Below are 17158 nucleotides of genomic sequence, written 5' to 3'. Positions count from 1 at the left end.
GTCCGGCCAGGGCAGACCTTTGGCCGACGGGTCGCAGAAAGCGACCAACACGGGCAAGGAGCTACCGGTCGGCGGACGAAAAGCCGCACCCGTGCAGGACAGGGCAGCAGCCGGGGTCGTCGAGCGCATCGCACAGCTCCGTGCGCGAGTCTCCGAGGCGAACCGGGCCGGCCGGGACGGAGGCGGCCGACGGTGAGTAGCGACACGTCCATGTCGAATCCTGTGCACCTGACGCTTCCTCTGCGCGAGAGGCCGGTGGCCGGCTGCGCCGAGTGCCGCAGGTTGGAGGCCGATCGGCGCGAGCCGTCTACGGCAGTGCGCGGGCGGACGAGAAGGGTCCGTCCCGCCGGGGCGGGCCCGCAAGAGCACCGCCACGTGGGGGCGTTCCCCGCGTTGGAAGAGCAACAGGAGTGAGGTCGTGCACGAGTTCACCCCGCCTCTCAGGCGCGCGCAAAGTTTCGAGAGGCTGTTCACCACCAAGGCGCACCGCCGGGTCCAGACGCCGGCGGAGACCCACGAGTACAAGAAGACCTCGGGTTCCTCCGACGGCGCGAAGACGTACGACACCACCACCTGATCAAAAAGTTCGTCTCCACCACCCCGAGGGGCCGGTTTGCCGCGCCCCTCGGGCCTTCGAAGGGAGAGCACACCGTGATCAAGTTGCGCCTCACCCCGTACGCGAGCACCACGTGGACCTGGGACGGCCGCCGGTACGTCACGACCGACGGCACGAGCGAGATCGCCCCGTTCGACCAGCCGATGGTGGCACGCTGATCACCACGCGGGAACGGGTCGCGCGCCGCCCGACGGCCCAGCCCGGCCCTACCGAGGCCAGCCCGGGGGACCTCGACAAGGCGGCCGAGCTGGCCACGCAGTGGCCCGCCGACTACGTCGTGATCGAGACGGCCCCGGGCCTGCCGTGCCGGGTGACGGCGGGCCCGGGAGGAATCGCCCCGCTCTACGTCGCGAGCGACACCACCAGCCTGTACGGATCGTGGGACATGGCCGACCTCGCCGACCATGCCGTCGGCCTGTCACCCCGCGAGGTCGCGCGGCTGCTCATCTACCGGCCCCGCTACAGCACCGAGACCGTGTTCCGCGGCATCCACCGCGTCACCGAGCGCACGACCGCCACCTACGGCGGCCACCTGAACCTGCGCTACCCCGAACCCGTCCTGCACAGCGGCCCCCGCGAACTCGCCCCCGACGCCGACGTCCTCACCGCCTTCGTCGCCGCCATGGACGACGCCCTGGAGCTGCGCCCATTCGGCGAAGTGGACACCGTGCTGCACCTCACCGGCGGTTTCGACTCCGGCACCGTCGGGACTCGCCTCACCGAACGTCACCCCGGCCGCTTCCCGACCGCCGCCCTCCTCATCGCCGGCCCCGGTCGAGCCCACCAGATCCGACGGCGCGCCGAGATCCTGAAAACGCTTCCCTTCGCCGAGCCGGACCATTTGGTCGACGCGATGGAACACGCCCCGCTCAATCCGGAGTGTGCCCGGGTGCGGGGTGAGCGCATCAGTCCGTACGAAGAACCCTTGCACCGCCCCTTCACCCGCTTGACCGAGACCCTGGCCGAACACGGGGCACGAGTAGTCGTCACGGGCCTTGGGGGCGACGAGATGGTGGCCCTGTCCCAGGACGAGTACCCGCACAAGTCCATGGGCGAGGTCAGCGACGCATTGCCCTGGATCGGCCCCCGGGCGCGGGCCGCGCTGGAGTACGCGGACGACAACATCGCCCCGCCCGCCGCCGTCAACAGCATGACGCTGCTGTCCCTGGAGACCACGGCCCCCGTACTGATGCGCGCCGGCATCTGGCCCGTCCACCCCTTCGCCGACCCCGGCATGGTCCAGCTCGGCGAGTGGCTGCCTATGCACTGGCGCGAACTCAAGCAACTCCAGCGCCGCCGGCTCGCCGCCCTCGGGCTGAGCCGGGACGTCACGGAATCCCGCGCGCGCGAGTCCTTCGCCGAGGTCGTCCAGCACACCCTCACCACCCACGCCCGCCCCCTCTTCGCCCGCATGCTCCACGACGGCTCATCCCTCTTCGAAGAGAAGGTGGTGGACCCGGACGGGCTCCGCCGAGCCGTGCGCCGGCTGTCCGAAGGGCCCTACCGCGAAGACGGTGACGCCCAGCTCCTCGAAGTGCTGGACCTCCACTTCGCCGCCCAAGCCTTCCTCTGACGCCACCAGGAAACAGGAGAGACATGTTCGCCATGCGACCGGCCGCGGCCGCCGACATCCCAGCCGTCGAAGCCATGATCCTCGCCCGCTCGGAATGGCTGGATGACCGGGGCCTGCCGAGCTGGCGGGAGAGCGCCGCCGACCTCGCGGGACAGGCCGAGAACCCCGACGGCGATGTGTGGATCCTCGCGGACGACGGAGCCGACAAGATCATCGGGTTCATTACCGTGCAGGACCAGACACCGCCGTGGGGCTGGACGGACGAGGAACGGGCAGAGCCGGCTCACTATCTCTACTCCAGCGTCACCGACCCCGCGTACCGCCGGCACAAGCCCGGAACCACCATGGCCCTGTGGGCCGTGGACCGCGCCGTCGCTGAGGGCAAACGCTGGGTCCGGCGTGGATGCAGCTTCCCCGGGCTGGTCGCTTACAACGAGACCCAAGGCTTCAAGCTCGTCCACGAAGTGCAGCGCACCAACTCCCGCGTCTACCTCATGGCCCGCCGCGCTGAACCCGTCAAGGACCTCAACGAGCGCTTCGCCGTTCTCCCGGGCTGACGCCTGGCCCGTCTTCCTTACGGCTCCGCCGTGCGCGGAGGAGACGGGGCTGGTCCATGCGGTGAACAGGCGTTTTCAGTCGCCGTCGTCCAGCCGGAACCCGACTTTCAGGCCCACCTGGTAGTGGCCGATCCGGCCCTCGTCGAGGTGTCCCCGGATCTGGGTGACCTCGAACCAGTCGAGGTTGCGCAGCGTGCGCGAGGCGCGGGCGAGCCCGTTGCGGACGGCTGCGTCGACGCCGTCCGGCGAGGACCCGACGATCTCGGTCACGCGGTAGGTGTGGTCCGTCATGGGGCTTCTCCAGGCACTGGGCGGTCCGGACTCCACCACCGTGCCGCACCCGGCGGCGTCCCGCGAGGCGAGCGCCGCCGTCGGCGTCGGCGGTCAGCCGCGCGGGAGGACCGTGGAGAGGACCTGCGGCAGCGGGTACCAGTCCGCGGTCGTGAAGCTGGCCCCGGCCTTCGCGAGCAGGGCCACCCTCTCGCGCGCCTGCGCCTCGGTGGGGCGGGTGACGTCGATGGCGGGCGCGATCTTGTGGGCGTCCGTCATGACGACGAGGTAGTTGCGGGCCCGGTACCAGGCGGTGTCGATGCCGCCCCGGGTGTAGGCCGTCGCGTCGCCGTCGAAGAGGACGAACCACGGGCGGATCGCGGCGTCGGTGTAGCGGGTGCGGGGGTCGCCGGCGGCGGCGCCGTGGACGGCGGGGAAGGCGCCCGCCGTGCCGAGGCGGCCGGCGGCGGCCAGCTCGCGCAGGTGACCGGCGTATTCACGGTCGGTCCACAGCCGGTCGGCGGGGTTCTTCTCCTCCACCGTGCCGGGTATCAGCTCCACGACGAACTTGCCCGCGAGCTCCGGCCGGGTGGGCCAGCCCTTGGCCCGTACCGCCTCGTCCAGGGTGGCGTGGCCGGCCGCGAGGTCGGCGGGGCGGTAGAGGGCGTCGCCGAGCCGCTCGGTGAGCAGCGCGTCGAACTCGGCGGGCCCGCGACCGCTGTTCGCGTTGAACCCGTCCTTCATCTCCACCTTCAAGAGGACCGGGCGGTGGCCGGGGTGGGCGTCGTGCCAGGCCCGGATGTCGGCGAGGCACCCGGCGAGCGGCTGGTTGCGGGCCTTGGTGCGCAGCTCGGCGGGGGAGGCCGCGCCCTCGCAGTTGTTGTCGTTGCGCAGGGGGTTGGCGTGCGAGACGCGGAAGGACCGCCCGCCGATGCCGTTGGTCCACACGTCGAGTTCGAGGAGCGAGGCCCCGGAGTCCAGGGCGTCGGCGAAGTAGGGGTACTTGGCCGTCTCGTAGGCGTTGTGGACGCCCACGGAGGTGGTGGCGGAGTACGCTGGGCCGGTGCCCGCCCCCGCCGGTGCGGCGCCCGTGACGGCGAGCGCCGCCGCTGCCGTGACCGCGATCGTTCCTGCTCGTACGGCTGTGCGCATGTCCCCCACCGCTCTCGTCCCCGTGCCCGGTTCCGGGCGAGCAGCAGGGTACGGGAGTGGCAGGAGTTACTCGTGGGCGGGGGTGGTGAGTGCGGGTCAGTTGTCGCGGTCGAGGGGGGTCCGGACGAGCTCCGGGGTCTCGGTGTCCAGGGGGACGGACCCGGAGCGCACGAGGCCGAGCTGGACGCCCTGGCGGGGCAGGACGGCGTCCAGCAGCCAGTCGGCGGCCACCCGGACGCGGTTGCCGGGCATCGCCGCCAGGTGGTAGCCGCGGGTGACGGCGTTGGCGAGCGGGCCGGACAGCGGGATGTGCAGGGGGTCGGCCGCGGCCTGCACCCCGCCGAGGTCGACGGTGAACCCCAGGTCGCGGTGGCGGTACGGGCGGCGCTCGGCCCGCCCGTAGGAGGCGGCGACGTTGCGGGCGACGGCCTTGCCCTGCCGCTGCGCGTGCTGCGCGGTCATGGGGGTGAGCTCGCCGGGCCGGGTGAGGTCCGGCACGGCCGCGGCGTCACCGCAGGCGAAGACGTCCGGGTGGCCGGGCACGGTGAGGTACTCGTCCACGCACAGCCGGCCCTGCTCGGTGGGCAGGCCCATGGCCTGGACGAGCGGGTCGGGCCGCACCCCGACGCACCAGACGAGGGAGCGGGTCGCGACGAAGTCCCCGTTGTCGAGGCGGACGCCCTCGTGGGTCGCCTCCTTGACGGACGTGCGGGTGAGGATCTCCGCGCCCCGGGCCCGCAGCACCTTGTCGGCGGTGCGCGAGAGCCGTTCGTCCAGCCCGGGCAGGAGGCGGGGCGCGACGTCGACGAGCAGCCAGCGGGGCCGGACGCCCTGATCGCGCAGGGCGCTGTTGCGGCGCACCAGCCCGTCGGTGAACAGCACGCCGTGGGCCGCGACTTCGGTGCCCGTGTATCCGGCCCCGACGACCACGAACGTCAGCCGGGCGGCGCGCTCCTCCGGGTCGTCCGTCGCGCCGGCCAGCTCGGTCTGGCGGACGATGTGGTCGCGGAGGTAGAGGGCCTCGGGCATGCCCCGGAAGCCGTGCGCGTGTTCGGCGACACCGGGGATCGGCAACAGCTTGTTCACACTGCCGACGGTCAATACCAGCCGGTCGTACGCCATGGTGCCGCGGTTGCCCTCGGGGTCGACGTAGGCGACGCTCTTGGCCGCCAGGTCCACCCCGTCGACGTGGCCGAGGACGAGCCGGACGCGCGGCAGGGTCCCGGTCAGCGAAACGGAGACCCGGCGCGGTTCGAGCACCCCGGCGGCGACCTCGGGGAGCAGGGGCAGGTAGAGGAAGTAGTCATTGGGGTTGATCAGGACGATCTCGGCCGCTCCGCGCGCCCTGCGCGACAGCTCGCGGGCGGCGCGGTAACCGGCGAATCCGGCTCCGACGATGACGATGCGGGCTCGGCTGCTCACTGACGGCTCCTGGGTCGGCGGGTTCGACGGGCCCGGCGGACGCGAGAGGGGGCACGGCCGGGCGGGCGAACACGGTGGCGAAAGGCGTGCCCTCGTCCCGGGTATCCGGGGCGTGCCGCACCCAAACTCCGGCGGAAGCGAGCTCTCCGGCTCGTATACAGAACTGCACGATTGTGCAGTCGTTCGCGGTGCGAGGCTCCCGCGCGCGGCCCGCCGGGCAAGCACTGGACGAGCCCTTGGACGGGCACGGAACGAGCGAGGGGCCGGTAAAACGCGTGGGCAGCGACGAACACATCAGTTGGCGCAACCATTTCCTGCTGCTCCTCGAACGGATCCCCACGCCGATCGCGGTCTGCCGGGCGGACGGCGAGGTGACGGTCGCCAATCCGGCGATGGCGGCCGAATGGGGGGCGGCGCCGGTCCGGCTGCGCGGCAGGAACCTTCAGGAGCTGTTCCGGCCGCACGCCGCCGGGCGGCTCGACCGGCACCTGGAGGCGCTGCGGCACGGCCGGCGGCCCCGGCACCCGGTCCAGGTGCGCTGGCTGGTGGGCGCGGACGGGGTCGAGCGGGAGGGTGAGCTGACGGTCGATCCGGTCGGTGACGCGTTCCCGGCGGCCCCCGTGCTGCTGGCGGTCCTGCGGGTACGGCCCTCCGACACGGTGCCGCGGCCGCGGCCGGCCGAGCCGATGGCGGAGGTCAGCGTGGTGGAGGGGCACATCCTGGCGCTGGCGGCGGCCGGGGCCACGACCTCGGCGATCGGCAAGGTCGTGGGCCTGACCGTGGACGGCGTCAATTACCACCTGACCCGGCTCACCCGCCGCTGGCGGGTGCCCAACCGCACGGCGCTGGTGGCCAAGGCGTACGTCCTGGGGGTGCTCTCCACGCGGGAGTGGCCGCCTTCCCCGGCGCCTCAGCGGGCGCGGGGCGGGTGCCGCAGCACGCAGTCGCCGCACATGCCGCCGGGGAGCACCCGGTAGTACAGGCAGCAGGTGGTGCGGACGAAGGCCGGGCCGGTGTCCGCCCGGGCGGTCAGGGTGCCCGTGTCGCGCAGGACGGGGTCTTCCAGGACGGCCCGGGCCAGGGCGAGCGCGCGGCCGGCTTCCCGGGGGCGGTCCTGTTCCCGGCACCAGGTGTGGAGGACCCGCAGCGCACCGGCCAGGGCCGATCCGGCGTTGCCCCACAGCAGCCGCCCGGAGACGGGGACGGCCTCGCGGGTGGCCCGGTGCAGGTCCGCCAGGATCCCGTGCACGACGTGTTCGCGGATCTGCTCGGCGAGGCCGGCCGGGTGCGGCAGGGCCGTGGGGCGCGGCAGCCACAGGTCCTCCGGGGCCGTCCGGGCGGGGTGCCACCCGAGCCGGCCGTCACAGAGGTCGGGGATTCCCCCGCTCAGCACCGCGGACCCGAGGGCCACGGAGAGCAGCCGGCCCGCGATGCCCTGGAAGGCGACGGACGCGGCCACGCGCCGGTCCGCGGTGCCCAGCCGGTCGGCCACGGTCCGCGTCCGGAGCCGGACGGCCTCGCCGATCCGGCCGGGCAGGGGCAGGTACCCCTCGGCGTCCGCGTTCCCGTCGTCGGTGCGCAGGGCGAAGAAGGGCCCGACGGAGCCGGGCTCCTGAAGGCGCGTGGGCGGGGTGGTGTCCCTGTCAGTCGGCATGCCGGGCAGATGCTACACGGGCCGCCGGGGCCCGCCCGGGCCCCTTCGCTCCGGTTCCTTCCGGTCTTCTCCGGTTCGTCCTGACGTCACGTCTGCGCCATGTTGAGCCGGACGAGTTGGCCGGGACCCCGGGAGCCACCACGCCCACCATCCAACGCATCCTTGACACCCCGTACGCCTCAGGCGAGCCTCGGCGCTGACAACGATGTCAGTGATGTCAGCGCGCACACGAGGGGCGTGGACGATGAGATGGACCGGACACCTGCGGCTGCGCACCGGCGCGGCCGCGCTCGCCTTCGCGGCCGTGCTCGGCGCTACCGGCCTCCTGCCCCCGGAGGCGGCGGCGCCGGACGGTGACCTGACGGGCCTGGTGAACCCCTTCATCGGCAGCCAGAACGAGGGCAACACCTTTCCGGGGGCCGCCGTGCCGTTCGGCATGGTGCAGCTCTCCCCCGACACCGGGCACAGCACCGGCTACGACTACAAGGACGACCACATCCGGGGCTTCAGCACCGTCCACCTGTCCGGCGTCGGCTGCCGCATCGGCGGCGACCTGCCCGTGCTGCCCACCACGGGCGAGGTGAACCGGACCGACAACGCCCGCTACGCGGCCGGGTTCCGCCACGCCGACGAGGTGGCCCGACCCGGCTACTACCGGGTCAAGCTCTCCGGCGGCATCACCGCCGAACTGACGGCCACCGCGCGCACCGGCCGGCAGCGCTACACCTTCCCCGCGACGGACAAGGCCAACGTCCTGCTCAACACGGGCCAGTCGCTGCACCGGACGGTGTCGACGACCGCCGAGGTGGTCGACTCCCGCACCATCCGCACCACCATCACCGGGCGCGGCTTCTGCCAGGACACCCGCCCGTACACCGTCCACACCCTCACCCGCTTCGACCGCCCCTTCACCACCTCCGGCACCTGGAACGGCGACCGGGTCACCCGCTCCCGGAGCTCGACGTCGACCGGGCGCAACGGCGCCTGGGTGCGCTTCGACACCACCCGCGACCGGACTGTCGAGGCCACCACCGCCGTCAGCTACGTCGACGCCGCGGGCGCGGCGGGCAACCTCCGGGCGGAGAGCCGGGATTTCGACCGGACGGAGCGGGAGGCGCGCGCCGCGTGGGAGAAGCGGCTGGGCGACGTCACGGTCGCGGGCGGTGACACCACCCTGCGGCGGACCTTCTACTCGTCGCTGTACCGCTCCTTCCTCGCTCCCAACATCGGCAGCGACGCCGACGGCCGCTACACCGGCTGGGACGGGAAGAAGCACCGCACCGCCGAGTTCGGCGGGGAGGCGTACTACCAGAACTGGTCGCTGTGGGACACCTACCGCACCCAGGCGCAGCTGCTGGCGCTGCTCGCGCCGCGCGAGTCCCGGGACATGGCGCTGTCGGTGCTGCGGGTCGACGCGGAGGGCGGCTGGCTGCCCAAGTGGGGGTACGCCACGGTCGAGACGAACATCATGACCGGCGACCCCGTCACCCCCTTCCTCACCAACGCCTACCAGCACGGGCTGCTGAAGGGCCACGAGGAAGAGGCGTACCGGGCGCTGAAGAAGAACGCGGACGGCGTGCCCCCGGCGGCCTCGCCCGCGGCCGGCCGGGACGCCAACGCCGAGTATCTCAAGAGCGGTTACGTGCCGTACGTCCCCGGGCGACCCAAGAAGCCCGGCGACTCCGACTTCCACCAGGGGGCCTCGGCGACGCTGGAGTACGCGCTGGCCGACGCGGTGCTGGCGAAGATGGCCCGGGAGCTGGGGCACGAGGACGACGCGCGCCGCTACGCCGCCCGTTCGCGCAACTACCGCAACGTCCACGACCCGAGCACCGGCTTCTTCCGGGCCCGCAGCGCCGACGGCACGTTCGCCGGTCCCGCGGATCCGGCCAAGAGCGTCGGCTTCCACGAGGGCACCGCCTGGCAGTACCAGTGGCTGGTCCCGCAGGACCTGCCCGGGATGATCGAGCTGATCGGCGGCAGGCAGGCGGCCGAGCGCCGCCTCGACTCCTTCTTCGCCTACGAGCAGTTGCTGAAGGACCCGGCCAGGACGGCGCGCGAAGTGTGGGTCAACGGCCCGTACGCCTACTACAACGCCGACAAGTACAACCCGCAGAACGAACCCGACCTCATCGCCCCGTACACCTACCTCGCCACCGGCAAGCCGTGGAAGACGACGGACGTGGTGCACGCCGCGCTCACCCTCTTCACCGACGCGCCGACCGGCATGACCGGCAACGACGACCTGGGCACCATGTCCGCGTGGATGGTGCTGTCCGCCATCGGCGTCTACCCGGTGCAGCCCGGCGGGGACGCCTGGGGCCTGAGCACCCCGCTGTTCGACCGGGTGGAGCTGCGGCTGGATCCGCGCTGGTACCCGCACGGACGCTTCACGGTGTCCGCGCCCGGTACCTCCGCCGCCCGCCGGTACACCCAGGGGGTGACGCTCGACGGCGCGGCCCACCCGCGGACGTACCTGACCACGCGGCAGCTGACGGCCGGTCACCGCCTGGACTTCACCGTGGGTGACTCCCCGTCCGACTGGGGCACGTCGCCGCCCGCCGTGGCGCCCGCCATCGGCTGAACCACCGGGCCGGCGCGGGGCGGCGTCTTCCGTTCGCCGCCCCCGCTCGGCCAAAATGATCGGCCGTCAGAGCCGACGAGAGGACACCACATGGCCGGGCTCCGGATGGGGCAGGGCGTTCTGCGCCGCAAACCGATCGAGACGATCGAGGAGGGCGGCGCCGACGAGCAGCTGACCCGCACCCTGGGGCTGTGGCAGCTCACGGCCATCGGCGTCGGCGGCATCATCGGCGCCGGCATCTTCAGCCTCGCCGGCACCATCGCCAACGGCACGGCGGGCCCGGCCGTGCTGATCTCGTTCCTGATCGCGGGCGTCGCGAGCGCCGCGGCGGCCTTCTCCTACGCGGAGTTCGCCGGCCTGATCCCCCGGGCCGGGTCGGCTTACACCTATGGCTATGTCGTCCTCGGCGAGCTGGCCGGCTGGTTCATCGGCTGGGACCTGCTGCTGGAGTACACAGCCATTGTCGCCGTCGTCGCGATCGGCATTTCGGGGTACATCAACTTCCTGCTCGACGAGGTCAACGCCGAGCTCCCGGCATGGATGCTGGGCGCGCCGGGGACCGGGGACGGGCACCGGGTGGACCTCTTCGCCGCGGTGCTGTGCCTGCTGATCGCCTACACGCTCACCCTCGGCATCAAGAACGCCGCCCGCTTCGAGACGGTCGTCGTCATCCTCAAGGTCGTCGTCGTCGCCGTGGTCGTCGTGGTGGGCTTCTTCCACGTCAAGTCCTCCAACTACGAGCCGTTCTTCCCCTTCGGGGTGAGCGGCGCGTTCACCGGCGCGGCCACGGTCTTCTTCGCGGTGTTCGGCTACGACGCCATGTCCACGGCGGCCGAGGAGTCCAAGGACGCCCAGCGCCACATGCCCAAGGCCATCCTGTACTCGCTCGCGATCTCCATGGTGCTCTACGTCCTGGCCTGCCTGGTGCTGACGGGCATGCAGAACTACACGGAGATCGACAAGGAGAGCGGCTTCTCCACCGCGTTCAAGTCCGTGGGGCTGGGCTGGCTCGCGGACGTCATCGCGGTCGGCGCGATCATCGGCATCCTCACCGTGATGTTCACCTTCATGCTCGGGGTGACGCGGGTGTGGTTCTCCATGAGCCGGGACGGGCTGCTGCCGCACTGGTTCGCCAAGACCCACCCCACCCGGCACGTGCCCACCCGGGTGACCTGGATCGTCGGCGTCGCGTCCGCGGCGATCGCCGGCTTCGTGCCCATCGGCGAGGCCGCCGAGCTGACCAACATCGGCATCCTGCTGGCCTTCGCCGTGGTGTGCGGCGCCGTGATCGTGCTCCGCTACAAGCGGCCGGAGCTGCCGCGCAGCTTCCGCTGCCCGGCCGTGCCGCTGGTGCCCGCGATCGGGGTCGCCGCCTCCATCTGGCTCATCACCTACCTGGCCGTGGAGACCTGGGCCCGGTTCGCCGTGTGGTTCCTGGTGGGCCTGATCGTCTACTTCGGCTACTCCTACCGCAATTCGAAGCTGGCCCGCACCGGGGGCGAACGGACCGACGACGCGCCGCGCCCCTGAGGTGCGGTTACTTCAGCAGCCGGGAGAGCCGCCGGTCGGCGAGGGGTTTGCCGCCGGTCTGGCAGGTCGGGCAGTACTGGAGGGAGGAGTCGCTGTAGGACACCTCGCGGATGGTGTCACCGCACACCGGGCAGGGCTGCCCGGTCCGGCCGTGGACCCGCAGCCCGCTCTTCTTCTCGGCCTTCAGCTCCCCCGCGGCGTGCCCGCGCGCCCGCTCCAGGGCCGTGCGCAGCGTCGCGCCGACCGCCTCGTACAGCACGGCGGTCTCCTGCGGCGTCAGGCTCGCGGCGAGCTTGAACGGGGACATGCGGGCCGCGTGCAGGATCTCGTCGGAGTAGGCGTTGCCGATGCCCGCGATGACGCTCTGGTCGCGCAGGACGCCCTTGAGCTGCCGCCGCTCGCCGCTCAGCAGGGCCGCGAAGGCATCCGGGGTGAAGTCCGGGGCCAGGGGGTCGGGGCCCAGCCGGGCGATGCCGGGCACCTCCGCCACCTCGCGCACGCAGTAGGCGGCCAGCCGCTTCTGGGTGCCCGCTTCGGTGACGTCGAAGCCGGCGCCGCCCGTCAGCCGCACCCGCAGGGCGAGCGGCCCCTTGCCGGGGCGGGGTGGCTCGCCGGGCAGGGGGTCCCGCCAGCGCAGCCAGCCGGCCCGGGCGAGGTGGAAGACCAGGTGGGGGCCGTCGTCGGTGACGAGGTCGAGGAACTTGCCGTGCCGGCGCACCGCGGTGACCGCCCGCCCTTCGACGGCGGTCAGCGGCGGGTCGTACGTCTTGAGGACGCTCACGGCGACGGGCAGGACCCGCTCGACCGTGCGGCCGACCAGGCGCTCGGACAGGAATGCGGCGAGGGCCTCGACCTCCGGCAGCTCCGGCATGGCTCCAGTCTGCCGCAGCGGGCGGGCGCGGCAAGTCAGCCGACGGGGGCATCCCACTCGACGCGGTAGCCGGTGAGCCAGTCGCCGCCGGCCGGGTCCGCGGCGGCGTCACGCTCGCGCCGCTCCCCGGGGGCCGGCCGTGCGCGGTCGGCCAGGCCCGCGCTCGCCGCCACGACGCGCTCGACGCGCTCGCGCCGCAGCCGCTCGTACGCCGCGAACGCCCGCTCCGGATCAGGGAGATCGCGCAGGCAGCGGGCCAGGACGACGCCGTCCTCGACGGCGATCGACGCGCCCTGGGCGGCGTGCGGCGCGGTGGCGTGGGCGGCGTCCCCCACCAGGACCGTGCGGCTGTCGTGCCAGACGGGCGTGGTCGGCATGTCGTAGCAGTTCATGCCGACGACCTCGGCGCCGGTGGCGGCGACGACGGCGGCGGCCGGGGAGCGGTCCGCGGCGAGGGCCTCGGCGGCGTGCCGGCGCCACCGGTCACCGGGTGCGGAGCGTGGCTGCTCGGGGCCGCGGATGTTGGCGAACCAGTGCGTCGTGCCGTCCGGGGCGGTGGTGCAGCCGAAGAACGCCCGCCGCCCGAAGATCATGCGGTAGGTGCGGGGCGGCGCCGGGTGCACCGTTTCGCGGGTGCGGCCGCAGACGCTGGTGTAGCCGGTGTAGCGGGGCGGGGGCGCGTGGGGGTCCAGGACGGCGCGGGTGACGGAGTGGATGCCGTCGGCGCCCACGAGCAGGTCGCCCTCCGCGCGGGAGCCGTCCGCGAAGGCCGCCACGACGGTGCCGTGCCGGCCGGTCGTGATGTCGACGAGGCGCTTGCCGTACTCGACGGCTATGCCCCGGCGCGCGGCCTCGTCGTGGAGGGCCCGGTAGAGGGCGGACCGCTGGAGGGTGCGGGGGCGCAGCCCGGGGTCCCGGGAGCCGGCGATGGGGTGGGTGCCCAGCGGTTCGCCCGAGGGGCCGAGGAACTCGACGCTGTCGGCGGGGAAGGAGCTCGCGCGGACGGCCGCCTCGGCCCCGATGGCGCGCAGGGCGGCGAGGCCGTTGGCGAAGAGGACGAGGAACGCCCCGAGGTGGTCCGCGGCGCCGGGGTACGCCTCGTGGACGCTGACGTCGAGGCCCGCCCGGCGCAGGGCCATCGCGGTCACGGGGCCGGCGATGCCCCCGCCGATGATCAGAGCGCGCGTCATGGTGCTCCGTCCTGATGCCGGGGCCCGTCGGGGCCCGGTCCGAGCGTATCGGGGCGGGGGGCCGGGCCGTCCAGAGCGCGTCGGGCGGACGGCGGGCCCGGGCGGCGGCCGCGGGCGCCGCCGGTGCGTCCGTTCGGGGGCTTGACGTCCGGCAGCCGGGCCCTGTCCGCCTGCTGGGCGGGTCGTCGCACGGGCGCCGCGCTCCGCTGTCGTACCGTCCGAAGGCCGGGGCGGGCGAACCGCCCGGGCCCCGACACGGTACGGCGCACCCCCGAAGGTGACTTCTCATGACCGACAGCAAGCGCGTCCTCATCACCGGGGCCGGTTCCGGGTTCGGCCGCGATGCCGCCCTGCGGCTCGCCGAACGGGGCCATCACGTCATCGCGGCCGCCGAGAACCGGCCGCAGATGACCGGCCTTCTGGAGGCGGCCCGGGACCGCGGTGTGCGGTTGCGGGTGGAGAACCTCGACGTCACCGACGAACTCCACCGGCGCCGGGCCCACACCTGGGAGGTGGACGTCCTCTTCAACAACGCCGCCGTCGGGGAGATGGGGCCGCTGTCCGAGATTCCGGTGGACCTCGTCCGGCGCGTCTTCGAGGTCAACGTCTTCGGCAACCTCGCGCTCACGCAGGGGTTCGCCCGGCAGATGGCCGGGCGGGGCAGTGGGCGCATCGTCTGGCTGTCCTCGATCGCCGGGCTGACCACGAATCCCTATCTGGGGCCGTACTGCGCTTCCAAGTACGCGATCGAGGCGATCGCCCAGGCCCTCCACGACGAGCTGAAGCCGCTGGGCGTCCAGGTCGCCACCATCAACCCGGGCCCGTACCAGACGGGGTTCAACGACCGGATGGGCAACTCCCTGCGCACCTGGTTCGACTGGGACCGGAGTTTCAGCGCCGAGCGGTTCACGACGGACTTCGGCGTCGAGGTGCACCTCACCGACGACTACACCGAGATCACGGGCGAGAGCCAGAAGGACCCGGAGGAGATCGTCGACCTGTTCGTGCGGCTGGTGGAGGAGGACTCCGGCCTCTACCGCAATTTCCTGCCGGCCGACCGCGTCGAGGGGACGAAGGAGCAGCAGGCGGCGGTCTGGGAGCTTCGGCGGTAGCCGCCGCGGGCCGGTCTACCGTCGGCTCAGCGCCGCCTTCAGATAGCTCGCCGTCGCGCTGCCGGGTGCGGCCGCGACCTCTTCGGGGGTGCCGGCGGCCACGATCCGGCCGCCTTCGGCCCCGCCGCCGGGGCCCAGGTCGAGGACGTGGTCGGCGCCCGCCGCGACGGTCATGTCGTGTTCGACGACCACGACGGTGTGGCCGGCGTCGACCAGGCCGTGGAGCTGGCGCAGGAGCAGTTCGGTGTCGGCGGGGTGCAGGCCGGTGGTGGGCTCGTCCAGCACGTAGAGGGTGTGGCCGCGGTGGGCGCGCTGGAGTTCGGTGGCGAGCTTGATGCGCTGGGCCTCACCGCCGGACAGCTCGGTGGCGGGCTGCCCGAGGCGCAGGTAGCCCAGGCCCACGTCCTGGAGCGTCCGCAGGCTCCGCAGGGCGGCGGGCACGTCGGCGAGGAAGCCGGTGGCGGTGTCGACGGTCATGTCGAGGACCTCGGCGATGTTCGCGCCCCGGTAGGTGATCTCCAGGGTCTCGGGGTTGTAGCGCGCCCCGTGGCAGGCGGTGCAGGGGGCGTACGAGCCGGGCAGGAAGAGCAGTTCGACGGCGACGAAGCCCTCGCCCTGGCAGACCTCGCAGCGGCCGGCGGTGACGTTGAACGAGAAGCGGCCTGCGGTGTAGCCGAGGGCGCGGGCGCCGTCGGTCGCGGCGAACACCTTGCGCACGGCGTCGAACAGGCCGGTGTACGTGGCGAGGTTGGAGCGCGGGGTGCGGCCGATCGGCCGCTGGTCGACGCGGACGAGCCGGTCGACGGCGTCCAGCCCCTCGGCGGCCACGTCGCCGCCCTGCCCGTCCAGGTGAGCGGCGACGGTGTCCGCGAGCACCTGGCCCACGAGGGTGGACTTGCCGGAGCCGGACACGCCGGTGACGGCGGTGAAGACGCCGAGGGGGAAGTCGGCGTCGAGGTCGCGGAGGTTGTGCCGGGTGACGCCGCGCAGGCGGAGGGTGCCGGACGGTGCGCGGGGGGTGCGGGGCGGGGGCGCGGTGCCGTCGGGGAAGACGAAGCGGCGGGTCGCCGATTCCGCGACGTCCGCGAGTCCGGCCGGCGGGCCGCTGTAGAGCACCCGCCCGCCGTGTTCGCCCGCGCGCGGTCCGACCTCGACGATCCAGTCGGCGCGGCGCACCACGTCGAGGTGGTGTTCGACGACGAAGAGGGAGTTTCCCGCGGCCTTGAGGCGGTCGAGGACGGTGAGCAGCGCGGCGCTGTCGGCGGGGTGCAGGCCGGCCGAGGGTTCGTCCAGGACGTACACGACGCCGAAGAGGCCGGAGCGCAGCTGTGTCGCGAGCCGGAGCCGCTGGAGCTCGCCGGCGGACAGGGTGGGGGTGGGGCGGTCCGTGCCGAGGTAGCCCAGGCCGAGTTCGGTGAGCACCTCGATCCGGGAGACGAGGTCGGCGGCGAGCGTCCCGGCCGCGTCCTCGCCGGTGGCGAGGGGCCGCAGGACCGTGGCGAGGCGGGAGAGCGGCAGGGCGGCCAGGGCGGCGATGTCGTGGCCGGCGACGGTGACGGCGAGCGCCTCGGGCCGCAGCCGCCGCCCGTCGCACCGCGGGCACCGCGCGCTCACCAGGTGCCGCTCGGCGCGGGCCCGCAGCGTGGCGCTCCGGGAGTCGGCGACGGTGTGCAGGACGTAGCGGCGGGCGCTCATGTAGGTGCCTTTGTAGGGGCGTTGGATGCGCTCGGCGTCGCGCACGGGGTGCACGGTGACGACCGGCTGCTCGTCGGTGAACAGGATCCAGTCCCGGTCCGCCCGCGGGAGGTCGCGCCAGGGGCGGTCGATGTCGTGGCCGAGGGCGGCGAGGATGTCGCGGAGGTTCTTGCCCTGCCAGGCGCCCGGCCAGGCGGCGATCGCCCCGTCGCGGATGGACAGCGCCGGGTCGGGGACCAGGGACTCCTCGGTGACGCGATGCACGGTTCCCAGGCCGTGGCACTCCGGGCAGGCCCCGGCGGGCGTGTTGGGCGAAAAGGCGTCGGAGTCGAGCCTCGGGGCGCCTTCGGGATAGGTTCCGGCGCGGGAGAAGAGCATGCGCAGCGAGTTGGACAGCGTGGTGACCGTGCCGACGGAGGAGCGCGAGGTGGGGGCGGAGCGGCGCTGTTCGAGGGCGACGGCGGGCGGGAGCCCGGTGATCTCCTCGACCTTGGGGGCGCCGATCTGGTGGATGAGCCGGCGCGCGTAGGGGGCGACGGACTCGAAGTAGCGGCGCTGGGCCTCGGCGTAGAGGGTGCCGAAGGCCAGGGACGACTTGCCGGACCCGGAGACACCGGCGAAGACGACGAGGGCGTCGCGGGGGATGTCGACGTCGACGGCCCGGAGATTGTGCTCCCGGGCACCGCGCACCCGGACGTAGGGGTCGTGGGCGCCTGCCGGACGGTTCATCGGGGCTGCTCTCCACGGGTCGGGCACTGCGGGTACGGTTCGCGCCGATTTTAGGCGGTACGGGGTTCGCTGAGCGGGGCGGGTGGGGCCGTGCCGCCTACGGCGCGTTCGTCGTTGCCGCCTGCGGCGGCGAGCGCCCTGCGGGCGCGTCCTCAATCGCCGGACGGGCTGGTGGTGGCTGAGCTCAGCCACATCAGCCCGTC

15 protein-coding genes are annotated in these 17158 nt (G+C 73.2%); 8 read left to right on the top strand and 7 right to left on the bottom strand.

Annotated features, from left to right (window positions below; translation table 11 throughout):
• Positions 1 to 418 precede the first annotated feature (418 nt).
• From ABZ951_RS26955 to ABZ951_RS26940, 4 genes are all read left to right on the top strand, one after another.
• The gene (locus ABZ951_RS26955; protein WP_344094112.1) at positions 419 to 577 is read left to right on the top strand and encodes a hypothetical protein; all 159 of its coding nucleotides are present in this window, start codon (positions 419 to 421) and stop codon (positions 575 to 577) included.
• A 74-nt stretch (positions 578 to 651) separates the two neighbouring features.
• Positions 652 to 774, top strand: coding sequence for a hypothetical protein (locus ABZ951_RS26950; protein ID WP_344094109.1), 123 nt, complete (start codon positions 652 to 654; stop codon positions 772 to 774).
• A gap of 119 nt (positions 775 to 893) precedes the next feature.
• Positions 894 to 2189, top strand: a complete 1296-nt coding sequence (locus tag ABZ951_RS26945) for an asparagine synthase-related protein (protein ID WP_344094107.1) — start codon at positions 894 to 896, stop codon at positions 2187 to 2189.
• Positions 2190 to 2212: 23 nt separating this feature from the next.
• A complete protein-coding gene (locus ABZ951_RS26940; protein WP_344094105.1) occupies positions 2213 to 2746 on the top strand; it encodes a GNAT family N-acetyltransferase in 534 nt (177 codons plus the stop codon).
• Positions 2747 to 2821: 75 nt separating this feature from the next.
• On the opposite strand, the gene ABZ951_RS26935 is transcribed toward ABZ951_RS26940, so the two are convergent.
• From ABZ951_RS26935 to ABZ951_RS26925, 3 genes are all read right to left on the bottom strand, one after another.
• On the bottom strand, positions 2822 to 3037 hold the full coding sequence (locus ABZ951_RS26935) for a dodecin (protein ID WP_344094103.1): 216 nt from the start codon (positions 3035 to 3037) through the stop codon (positions 2822 to 2824).
• 93 nt (positions 3038 to 3130) lie between these two features.
• Positions 3131 to 4168 carry a phosphatidylinositol-specific phospholipase C domain-containing protein gene (locus tag ABZ951_RS26930; RefSeq protein WP_344094101.1) on the bottom strand — a complete coding sequence of 346 codons (1038 nt, stop codon included), beginning with the start codon at positions 4166 to 4168 and terminating at the stop codon, positions 3131 to 3133.
• Between the two features lie 96 nt (positions 4169 to 4264).
• Positions 4265 to 5590, bottom strand: coding sequence for an NAD(P)/FAD-dependent oxidoreductase (locus tag ABZ951_RS26925; RefSeq protein ID WP_344094099.1), 1326 nt, complete (start codon positions 5588 to 5590; stop codon positions 4265 to 4267).
• 275 nt (positions 5591 to 5865) lie between these two features.
• On the opposite strand from ABZ951_RS26925, the gene ABZ951_RS26920 reads away from it, so the two are divergent.
• Complete coding sequence (locus ABZ951_RS26920) at positions 5866 to 6567, top strand: PAS domain-containing protein (protein ID WP_344094096.1); 702 nt, start codon at positions 5866 to 5868, stop codon at positions 6565 to 6567.
• Here ABZ951_RS26920 and ABZ951_RS26915 read toward each other — a convergent pair.
• The gene (locus tag ABZ951_RS26915) at positions 6501 to 7244 is read right to left on the bottom strand and encodes a (2Fe-2S)-binding protein (RefSeq protein ID WP_344094094.1); all 744 of its coding nucleotides are present in this window, start codon (positions 7242 to 7244) and stop codon (positions 6501 to 6503) included. The two genes, ABZ951_RS26920 and ABZ951_RS26915, sit on opposite strands and share 67 nt — an antisense overlap.
• Positions 7245 to 7488: 244 nt before the next feature.
• Here ABZ951_RS26915 and ABZ951_RS26910 point away from each other — a divergent pair, with 244 nt between their 5' ends.
• Together ABZ951_RS26910 and ABZ951_RS26905 are read left to right on the top strand one after the other, a co-directional pair.
• Complete coding sequence (locus ABZ951_RS26910; RefSeq protein ID WP_344094092.1) at positions 7489 to 9828, top strand: GH92 family glycosyl hydrolase; 2340 nt, start codon at positions 7489 to 7491, stop codon at positions 9826 to 9828.
• 90 nt (positions 9829 to 9918) lie between these two features.
• The gene (locus tag ABZ951_RS26905; RefSeq protein ID WP_344094090.1) at positions 9919 to 11358 is read left to right on the top strand and encodes an amino acid permease; all 1440 of its coding nucleotides are present in this window, start codon (positions 9919 to 9921) and stop codon (positions 11356 to 11358) included.
• A 7-nt stretch (positions 11359 to 11365) separates the two neighbouring features.
• Here ABZ951_RS26905 and ABZ951_RS26900 read toward each other — a convergent pair whose 3' ends face one another.
• Positions 11366 to 12229, bottom strand: coding sequence for a DNA-formamidopyrimidine glycosylase family protein (locus ABZ951_RS26900; RefSeq protein WP_344094087.1), 864 nt, complete (start codon positions 12227 to 12229; stop codon positions 11366 to 11368).
• Positions 12230 to 12264: 35 nt separating this feature from the next.
• A complete protein-coding gene (locus ABZ951_RS26895; RefSeq protein ID WP_344094084.1) occupies positions 12265 to 13419 on the bottom strand; it encodes an FAD-dependent monooxygenase in 1155 nt (384 codons plus the stop codon).
• 287 nt (positions 13420 to 13706) lie between these two features.
• Between ABZ951_RS26895 and ABZ951_RS26890 the strand changes: the two genes are divergently transcribed.
• The gene (locus tag ABZ951_RS26890) at positions 13707 to 14531 is read left to right on the top strand and encodes an SDR family oxidoreductase (RefSeq protein ID WP_344094081.1); all 825 of its coding nucleotides are present in this window, start codon (positions 13707 to 13709) and stop codon (positions 14529 to 14531) included.
• A 15-nt stretch (positions 14532 to 14546) separates the two neighbouring features.
• Here the strand turns inward: ABZ951_RS26890 and ABZ951_RS26885 are convergent, their stop codons facing one another.
• Positions 14547 to 16955, bottom strand: a complete 2409-nt coding sequence (locus tag ABZ951_RS26885; protein ID WP_344094078.1) for an excinuclease ABC subunit UvrA — start codon at positions 16953 to 16955, stop codon at positions 14547 to 14549.
• Between the last annotated feature and the right edge of the window lie 203 nt (positions 16956 to 17158).

The organism is Streptomyces sp. NPDC046215, assembly GCF_040646215.1.
GTDB classification, from domain to species: domain Bacteria; phylum Actinomycetota; class Actinomycetes; order Streptomycetales; family Streptomycetaceae; genus Streptomyces; species Streptomyces stramineus.
This window is presented reverse-complemented; position numbering and strand designations above follow the sequence as displayed.